Source organism: Streptomyces sp. rh34, from assembly GCF_002551245.1.
Lineage (GTDB): Bacteria > Actinomycetota > Actinomycetes > Streptomycetales > Streptomycetaceae > Streptomyces.
The window spans coordinates 1-8,409 of record NZ_NTGZ01000300.1; the positions used below are offsets into that span (position 1 = coordinate 1).

At 74.6% G+C, this 8,409-nt stretch carries 7 protein-coding genes; 4 read left to right on the forward strand and 3 right to left on the reverse strand.

Annotated features, from left to right (window positions below):
• Positions 1 to 92 precede the first annotated feature (92 nt).
• From CR470_RS33090 to CR470_RS33105, 4 genes are all read left to right on the forward strand, one after another.
• A complete protein-coding gene (locus CR470_RS33090) occupies positions 93 to 1,130 on the forward strand; it encodes a ketoacyl-ACP synthase III family protein (protein WP_097871149.1) in 1,038 nt (345 codons plus the stop codon).
• 106 nt (positions 1,131 to 1,236) lie between these two features.
• The gene (locus CR470_RS33095) at positions 1,237 to 2,262 is read left to right on the forward strand and encodes an aromatase/cyclase (RefSeq protein WP_097871150.1); all 1,026 of its coding nucleotides are present in this window, start codon (positions 1,237 to 1,239) and stop codon (positions 2,260 to 2,262) included.
• Positions 2,249 to 2,899, forward strand: coding sequence for a hypothetical protein (locus CR470_RS33100; protein WP_097871151.1), 651 nt, complete (start codon positions 2,249 to 2,251; stop codon positions 2,897 to 2,899). Before CR470_RS33095 ends, CR470_RS33100 begins: the two co-directional genes overlap by 14 nt.
• Before the next feature lie 118 nt (positions 2,900 to 3,017).
• The gene (locus tag CR470_RS33105; protein ID WP_097871152.1) at positions 3,018 to 4,760 is read left to right on the forward strand and encodes a fatty acyl-AMP ligase; all 1,743 of its coding nucleotides are present in this window, start codon (positions 3,018 to 3,020) and stop codon (positions 4,758 to 4,760) included.
• A 33-nt stretch (positions 4,761 to 4,793) separates the two neighbouring features.
• Here CR470_RS33105 and CR470_RS33110 read toward each other — a convergent pair whose 3' ends face one another.
• The 3 genes from CR470_RS33110 to CR470_RS33120 form a co-directional block, all read right to left on the reverse strand.
• Positions 4,794 to 5,408 (reverse strand): response regulator transcription factor, encoded by a 615-nt coding sequence (locus CR470_RS33110; RefSeq protein WP_097871153.1) that lies wholly within the window; start codon positions 5,406 to 5,408, stop codon positions 4,794 to 4,796.
• Between the two features lie 46 nt (positions 5,409 to 5,454).
• The gene (locus CR470_RS33115; RefSeq protein ID WP_097871154.1) at positions 5,455 to 6,696 is read right to left on the reverse strand and encodes a sensor histidine kinase; all 1,242 of its coding nucleotides are present in this window, start codon (positions 6,694 to 6,696) and stop codon (positions 5,455 to 5,457) included.
• Between the two features lie 81 nt (positions 6,697 to 6,777).
• A partial coding sequence (locus CR470_RS33120) for a TOMM precursor leader peptide-binding protein (RefSeq protein WP_097871155.1) occupies positions 6,778 to 8,409 on the reverse strand: 1,632 nt, incomplete at its 5' end.

Sequence of the window (8,409 nt, forward strand, 5' to 3'; positions counted from 1 at the left end):
CTGCTCGACATGGCACGCCACGCCCTGCTGGACCGGCCGCGGGCCCGGACCGCCGACCGGCTCCTCGCGGTCCCGTCGGCGGAGGGGTGACCATGCCCGCAGCTGACCTGTACGTGAGGGCCACCTCCGTCCGGCTGCCCGGCACCCTCCGGGTGGCCGACGCCGTCGCGGCCGGCGACTGCCCGCCGCGCATCGCCGACGCCGCGGGCATGGAGTCCGTGGCCGTCTCGGCGGACGAGTCCGCCGCCGAGATGGCCGTCGCGGCGGCCGCGACCGCGCTGCGACGGGCCGGTTCCGGCCCCGGGGACATCGACCTCCTGCTGCACGCCGACACCTACCACCAGGGCCAGGACCTGTGGCCCGTCGCCTCCTACATCCAGCGCGAGACGGTCGGCAACTGCTGCCAGGCCGTCGAGATCCGGCAGATGTCCAACGGGGGCCTCGCCGCCATGGACCTGGCCGCCGCCTACCTGCGGGCCGGCCACGGCACGGGGGACGCGCTGCTCACTTCCGCCGACCGGTTCTGCGCCCCCGGCATCGACCGCTGGCGCACCGATCCCGGAACGCCCTACGCGGACGGCGCCGCCGCCCTGGTCCTCTCCCGCCGGGGCGGCTTCGCCTCCGTGCGCGGGCTGGCCCTGCACGCGGACCCGGAGCTGGAGCCGCTGCACCGCGGGGACGAGCCGTTCGGCCCCGCCCCCTTCAGCCACGGCATGCCCGTCGACTTCGCCCGGGCCAAGAGGGCGTTCGTCTCGCGGGTCGGGATGTCCGCCGTGATGGGCCGCGCCCACGAGGGGCAGCAGACCGCGGTGAAACGGGCGCTCTCCGAGGCGGGCCTCGACCTGGCCGACGCCGACTGGGTGGTCCTGCCGCACTTCGGGCGGCGCCGGCTGGAGTCCATCTACTACGGCCCGTTCGGCATCGACCCTGACCGCACCCCCTGGGAGTGGAGCCGCACGGTCGGCCACCTCGGGGCGGGCGACCAGTTCGCCGGGCTCGACCACCTCATGGTGTCCGGCCGGGCCTCCCCGGGCGACATCGTCGTCCTCGTCAGCGTCGGCGCCGGATACAGCTGGGGGTGCGCGGTGCTGGAGATCCTCCGCCGCCCCGAGGGGTACGGCCCCCGCTGAGCGGCCGCCGGGGCCGTTCCACCCCGGCTCGACCGGCGCCCGAGTCGGATCGACTAGTTACCTGCTATTAGCGCACCGTCGACGATCTACGAAGGGAAGGTCCCCCATGGGACCCAGGACTTCCGCCCCGGCACCGGGCGACACGGTCCGCGTCACCGAGCACGCCGTCACCGTGGCCGCGCCGCCCGACACGGTGCACCGCCTCGTGGCCGACGTGTCCGGCTGGCCCGACCTGTTCGGCCCGACCGTACACGTCGACGTGCTCGCGGACGCGCCCCCGGAGGGCGGCGAGCAGCGGCTGCACCTGTGGGCCACCGCCCACGGGGCCGTCCGCAACTGGACGTCCGTGCGCACCCTCGACCCGGTGGCCCGCACGGTGGCGTTCCGCCAGCTGGTGCCCGCGCCGCCGGTGGCGTCGATGGGCGGCACCTGGCGGGTCGAGCCGCTCGACGACGGCCTGAGCCGGGTCGTCCTGCTCCACGACTTCCGGGCGGTCGCCGACGACCCGGAGGCGGAGCGCCTCATCACCGCGGCCGTGGACCGCAACAGCGCCGCCGAGCTCGACGCCCTCAAGCGCGCCGCGGAACAGGGCGCCCACCGCGAGGAGTTGCGGTTCTCCTTCCACGACACGCACACCGTCCGCGCCGAGGCCGACGAGGTGTACGCCTTTCTGGAGCGGGCCGACCGCTGGCCCGAGCGGCTGCCGCACGTCGCCCGCCTCGATCTGCGGGAGGAGGCCGCGTCCGACCCGGCCTCCGACGGCGCGCGGACCGCCGCGACCGTGCAGCAGATGGAGATGGCCACGCTCGCTCCGGACGGTTCGGAGCACATCACGGAGTCCGTGCGCCTGTGCTTCCCCGGCCGGCGCACCATCGTCTACAAACAGCTGCGCACCCCTCCGGCGCTGGCCTGCCACACCGGCCGCTGGACCGTCGAGCCGGCCGCGGACGGCACCGTCGCGGTCACCTCCGCCCACACCGTCGTCCTGGACCCGGAGGGCGTGCGGGCCCTGCTCGGCACGGACGCCTCACCGGCCGACGCCCGGGCACGGGTCCGCGAAGCGCTCGGAGCCAACAGCACCACCACCCTGCGGCACGCCGGGCGGTTTGCGGAGCGCCGTGGACAATCGTGACCCAGCCGCCGCTCTGACCATCGTCAACCGGCTCACCGTCCGGGGCGACCACACCGCCTTCGAAGCGGCGTGCGACGTGCACGCCGAATTCCTGACCTCCCGGCCGCACTTCGGGTACCTGGTGGTGCTGCGCACCGCCGCCCAGCCGCGGGTCTACACCCAGTTCGCGCACTGGGAGCGGCTGGACGGGTTCCTCGACACCGTACGCGAGCCCGCGTTCCGGGCCCATGTCGAGCGCATCGGGCCGCTGGTCGAGGCCAGTGCCGACCAGGTGAACAGCGTCTTCCGCACCCTGCGGCACACCGCTACCGAGGGCGGCCTGAACGTCCTGCTCACCTGGGCGCGGCTGATGTACGAGGACGACCGGTACGCCTTCGAGGCCAGGTTCGCCGCGCTGAGCGAACACATCGCGAGGGAAGAGGAGTTCGGCGGTTCCGACCTGCTGTGCTCCTCGGTCAACCCGCTCAACTACGTCGGGCTCCAGTGGTGGCGCGAGGCCGAGGACTGCGACCGGGCCCTGTCCGACCCGGAGTACCGGCGGCTCCGCCGGTCGCTCGCGTGCCTGGCCACGCTCGACGGCGAACGGGTCGTGCACGTCCGCTACCGCGACCCCCCCCGGACGGCCCCCGGAGGCTGAGGCGGCGCCCGTCCGCCCGCCCCGGGTGCTCCGCTCCCACCCGTCCCGCGTGCGAGGTCCGTTCGAGCCGCCCGGCGCAAGCTGGTGTCCGTACCGGCGGAGCGGCGGAGAGGGCAGCATGGACGGCGACGGGAACCGGACGTTCACCGAGGTCTTCGCGCACCGGGCCCGTACCCACCCGGAGCGGGACGCCCTCCTTGTGCTCCCCGACGGGCCCGGGGGCGACGGGGCGCGGCGGTACACCTACGGCGCCCTCGCCGCGGCGGCCCGGGCGCTGGCGCCCGTGGTGCGCGGCCACACCCGGCCGGGCGGGCGGGTCCTGGTGGCCCACAGCGACCGGATGCTCTTCGCCACGAGCCTGCTGGCCTGCCTGTTCGCCGGAGCGGTGCCGGTGCCGGTGGTGCCCCCGGGCGGCAGCAGACATCACGACGCCCGGCTGTCCGGCATCGCCAGGGACGCGGCGGTCGACTGCGCCCTCACCTCCCGCGCACTGGCCCCCGCGCTCTCGCAGGTGCTCGCGCGCACCGGCCACCAGGACGTCGTCTGCGTCCTGGCCGACGCCGCCCCCGCCGGCGGGCCGGATGCCCCGCCGGCCGAGGCGCCACCCGACGCGGCGGCCGGTCCCGACAGCGTGGCCGTCCTCCAGTACACCTCCGGCTCCACGCGCGCCCCGCGCGGAGTGCCCGTCAGCCATCGCGCGCTGCTCGCCCACCTCCGGGCCCTGTCGGCGGCCCTCGGCATCCGGGAGGGCGAACGGGTCGGCGGCTGGCTCCCGTTCCACCACGACATGGGCCTCATCGGCCTGCTGATCCACCCGCTGTGGCAGGGCGCCACGTCCGTGCTGCTCTCCCCGGAGTCCTTCGCGCGCCGCCCGCTGCGCTGGCTGGAAGCGGTGTCCGACCACGGCATCGCCGTCAGCGCCGCTCCCGACTCGGCGTACGCGCGCTGTGCGCGGGAGGACGAGGTCCTGCCGGCGGGCCGCCTCGACCTGTCCCACTGGCGTACGGCGGTGAGCGGCGGCGAGTCCGTCCGCGCTTCCACGGTCCGGGACTTCGCCGCGCGCTTCGCCCCCGCCGGGCTGCGCCCCGGCGCGCTCACCCCCTGCTACGGACTGGCCGAGGCGACCCTGCTGGTGACCGGCGCCGCGCGCACCGGGCGGCCCCGGCTGCGGACCTTCGCCGACGACGGGCACCCGGGCGGCGGACGGTCGCTGGTCTCGTGCGGCCCGCCGGCCCCCGGCACCGAGGTGCGCATCGTCGACCCGGCGGGGCGGATGCCGCTCGACGAGGGTGTCACCGGCGAGATCTGGGTGCGCGGCCCGGGTACGGCCGAGGGGTACTGGCGGCGTCCGGCGGAGAGCGAGGAACTGTTCCGGGCCCGTACGGCCCTGGGCGAGGGCGGCTTCCTGCGGACCGGCGACCTCGGTGCGATGGTGGACGGCGAGCTGTACGTCACCGGCCGTTCCAAGGACCTCGTCGTCCTGGCGGGCAACGCCTTCCACCCGGAGGACCTGGAGGAATCCGTACGCCGGACCAGCACGGTCCTCGGCCCCGGTATCGCCTTCGGTGTGCACGGCGAGAGCGAACACCTGGTCGTGGTGCAGGAGTTGCGCGCGCGCACCCGCTACGGCACGGACCTGCCGGCCCTCACCGAGGTGATCCAGGACTCCCTGGTGGCGGAACACGGGGTGCGCGCGGACGGTGTGCTGATCGTGCGGCCCGGCACGGTGCGGCACACCACGAGCGGAAAGGTGGAACGGGCCGCCATGCGCGGGCTGTTCCTCGGCGGAGCCCTCGTGCCGCTGCACGCGAGCCTGGTGCCCGAGGTCCGGCTCCTCGTCGCCGACCGGAGCCGCCGGTGACCGGGGTCCGCCTCCCGCCGGGCGCGGCCGGACTCAGGGAATCCAGCCGGCGTTCCTCGCGACCCGGACGGCGTCGACGCGGTTGCGGGCGCTGAGCTTGCTCACGATGGCCGTCAGGTAGTTGCTCACCGTGCCCTTCGACAGGTACAGGCACCCGGCGATCTCCGCGGTGTCCGCGCCGCGGGCCGCGAGCCGCAGCACCTGGAGCTCGCGGGGGGAGAGCGGATTGTCCACGAAGTCCCACGCCGACATCGCCAGATGCGGGTCCATGACGCGCTGACCGGACGCCACCAGGCGTACCGCCTTGGCGAGTTCCTCCGGCTCGGAGTCCTTGAGCAGGAAGCCGCCCACCTGTGTGCTCAGCGCTCGGCGCAGGGTGCCCGGCCGCCCCATGCCGGTCAGGATGAGCGTGCGGCAGGTGGGCATCCGCTTGTGCAGCTCGGCCGTGGCCGTCAGGCCGTCGGTGCCCGGCAGGTCGATGTCGATGACCGCCACGTCGGGCTTCTTCTCCAGCGCGGTCGGCACGATGGCGTCGCCCCGGTCCACGGCCGCGACGACCCGCAGATCGGGTTCCAGGTGGAGCAGTGCGACGAGAGCCCCCCGCACCATGTGGACATCCTCCGCCAGCAGGATTTTGAGGGTGAGCATCCCCTTGCCTTCCCTTCCTGACCCCCTCGTGCCGTTTCGAGGGCCCCTACGCCGCCGGCCGTACCGGGGCACGGACCTCCAGTTCGAAGAGCCCGTTCTCACGGACGACAGCCTTCAGCCTGCCGCCCACCGCAACGCACCGTTCGTGAAGGTTGTCCAGTCCGTTCCCCCGCCGCTCCCCGCCGAGCGGCGACCCCCCGCCCTCCTGCTCACGTCCGTCCACGTGGACTCCGTCGTTCACCACGGACAGCAGAATGGTTTCCCCGTCACGGGTTGCCGTTATCGTACAGTGACGCACTGCGCTGTGCCGCAGCATATTGGTGACCCCCTCGCGCACCACGGTGGCGAGGAAGGTGTCGATCTCCGGGGACAGCGGGCCGCAGGCGACATCGACTTCACTCCGTACACCGGACGCGCGCAGCACGGAGACCGCGGAGCGGGCCTCGGCGGTGAGGGAGAGCGCGCGGTAGCTGCTGGCGACCAGCCGCACATCGGACAGCGCCTGGCGGGCCACGTCCACGAGTTCACGGGTCTCCTCGCGCGCCCGTTCCGGCTGGGTCAGGCCGATGCGGTGGGCCAGCGTGCCCTTGAGGACGATCGCGGACAGGCTGTAGCCCAGCAGGTCGTGCAGGTCCCGGGCGAACCGCAGCCGCTCCTGCCCGACGGCCATGCGGGCCAGTTCGTCGCGCGTGGCGTGCAGTTCGCTCACCAGCTCGGTCAGGCGCGCCAGTCCGTAGATGACGAGCCCGGACAGCAGGGCGGAGACCGTGTAGTAGGAGGCCGCGTCCGGGGTGGCGCCGGCGGCGAGCGCGTGCAACGGGGTGACGATCAGCACCACGCCGAACAGCGACCAGCCGTAACGGGACGGGAGCAGCACGAGGAAGGAGGCGCCTAACGGGCCCTCCATGCTGCCCCAGTTGAGGCCGAACCAGAGGAGTGGCAGATAGGTGAGCAGGGTCTGTGCCAGCAGGGCGGCGGTCTTCCGGCGCAGCGTCCAGAGCTGGGCCCGGGGGGCGGACACGAGCATCTGCACGGTGAACACGGCCAGCACGCAGGCGACGCAGATCAGCAGCCGAGTGATTCCGGGGCGGGTCCCCACCAGGTTCAGCACGGTCACTCCGCCGTAGCAGAGCAGGGCCACGATGGTGATGGTGCGGGCCAGTTGGGGCGCCGGTATGTCTTGACTTCGGCGAGGGCCGGGGCTCTCCTTCGACCCGGCCGCCGGGGCGGCGCTCCCGGCCTCGGGCCCTTCCGCTGCGGCCGACTGTCTGCCCCTCGATGATGTCATGACGAAGTCATATCCCATGTCCCGTTCATCGGGCACGCGCAGTCGACGGCACGGGGCCCCGGCCGGCCGGGGCCCCGCGGGTCACACGAAGAGCGGCACCGGATTGAGCTCCTCGACGGTGGGCTTCCGCGCGACCCGTCCCAGCTCGACGGGCACGTCGAAGAGCCGGCCCGGCGCGAACCGCGCCCAGAAGTGCCGCATGCCCGGCACGACGACCTTCACCACCGGCAGCCCGATGTCCGGCCGGGTCTGGTCCAGCACCAGCGTCTCCAGACCGCGCGCCGCGAGCAGGCGCTCCACGGCCCGCACCTCCTCCCGGAGGTCATCGTGCGCGACGACGTCCCAGGCCGCTACGGTGCGCGCCCGCTCAGCCGGGTCCGGGGCAAGGTACGGCTGCTCGGCGAGCGTCGCGCCGGTCCACCACGCGCACAGGTCCGCGTCGCTGTCCGCGCAGGCCCGCTGCCCCGCGGCGCTGTCCGGCGGCAGCAGCTGGCCCAGCTCGGTGACCGCCCTGCGCACCGCGACCCGGGGGTCGGTGTGCGCGCCGAAGCCGAGGGCAAGCCCCTCGCCCAGCTCGTCCGCCGGACGTCCGGTTCTGCGGGAGACCGCCGCGACCACCGGTACGCCCAGGTCAGCGGTGAGGTCCAGCGCCCACATCTCGCGCCCCGAACGGGCGTACGCCGCACGGGCGTCGGCGAGCCACGGCTCGTCGAAGGCGTCGAGGTCGACGCCCGGCTGCCGCGTGCGGTGGTACCACCACAGGGCCACCGCGTCCCGTTCGACCACCTCCAGCAGACCCTGCAGTACGGCGTCCTCCAGGCTGCTTCCGGCCGCGTTCCCGTTGGAGTCAGCCCAGGGCGCGCGGGTCCGCCCGTCGGGACCGGGCCCGAAGTACAGCATCGAGGTGGGCAGATAGCGCGTGCGTCGGGAGCCGAGCGACCACAGCGGCGTCCACTCCGCGGCCGAGCGCGGGTCGAAGGGCGGCGGCACCAGCTGGAAGGGGGCGCCCGCGTGCCGGGCGTTCCAGGCCTCACGCTCCCGGAACTGCCAGTCGGCGTACAGCTGGGCCGCGTTCGGGTGCAGTGCCGCGTCGCCCAGCCCCCGCAGGGTCTCCCGTACCACGGCCTCGTCGCCCTGCCGGGTCGCCGAGTAACGCTCCACCGCCTCGCACAGCGCCCCCAGCCGTGCTTCCTCGGGCGTGGTGCCCTTGCCCCCGCTGTGACTGCGCAGCCCGGCCCGCACGTTCGCCAGGTCGTGCCCGGCGATGGCGAGGTTGCGCCCGGACACGTAGTGGTGCAGCCCGTCCGGTGTGCCCGGCGCCTCGCGCACCTCGGCGACGACGCCGGTGACCGGCCCGACGAGTCCCCGGTGGCGGTCCCACAGAACGGCCGGGGCGACGGCCCGGTGACCGCCCCCCTCCGCGCGGCACTTGGCGCGGGACTCCAGCACCACCGGCCGCAGCGCACGGGCGGCGACCAGCCCCGGGACGCCGCACCCGGGGCACTGCGGCCTGCGGGTCACCGGGTGCAGGTCCGTCGCCAGGGTGCGGGTGTCCAGGCGCCACACCGCCGGGCTCGTGCGCAGCCCGGCCGCCCACTTCGCGGCCTCCACCGCGGCGGTGTGCAGTCCGATCGCCCGTGTCGCGGGCAGCGCGGACGGCGGCAGCGGTATCCCGCCGGGCAGCCGCAGCGCCCGCCGCACGGGCTCCTGGGA

What these genes read in the sequence shown, in the direction of transcription:
- CR470_RS33090 (WP_097871149.1), top strand. Translation starts at nt 93, where the DNA reads ATGCCCGCAGCTGACCTGTACGTGAGGGCCACCTCCGTCCGGCTGCCC.
- CR470_RS33095 (WP_097871150.1), top strand. Translation starts at nt 1,237, where the DNA reads ATGGGACCCAGGACTTCCGCCCCGGCACCGGGCGACACGGTCCGCGTC.
- CR470_RS33105 (WP_097871152.1), top strand. Translation starts at nt 3,018, where the DNA reads ATGGACGGCGACGGGAACCGGACGTTCACCGAGGTCTTCGCGCACCGG.
- CR470_RS33110 (WP_097871153.1), bottom strand. Translation starts at nt 5,408, where the DNA reads ATGCTCACCCTCAAAATCCTGCTGGCGGAGGATGTCCACATGGTGCGG.
- CR470_RS33115 (WP_097871154.1), bottom strand. Translation starts at nt 6,696, where the DNA reads ATGACATCATCGAGGGGCAGACAGTCGGCCGCAGCGGAAGGGCCCGAG.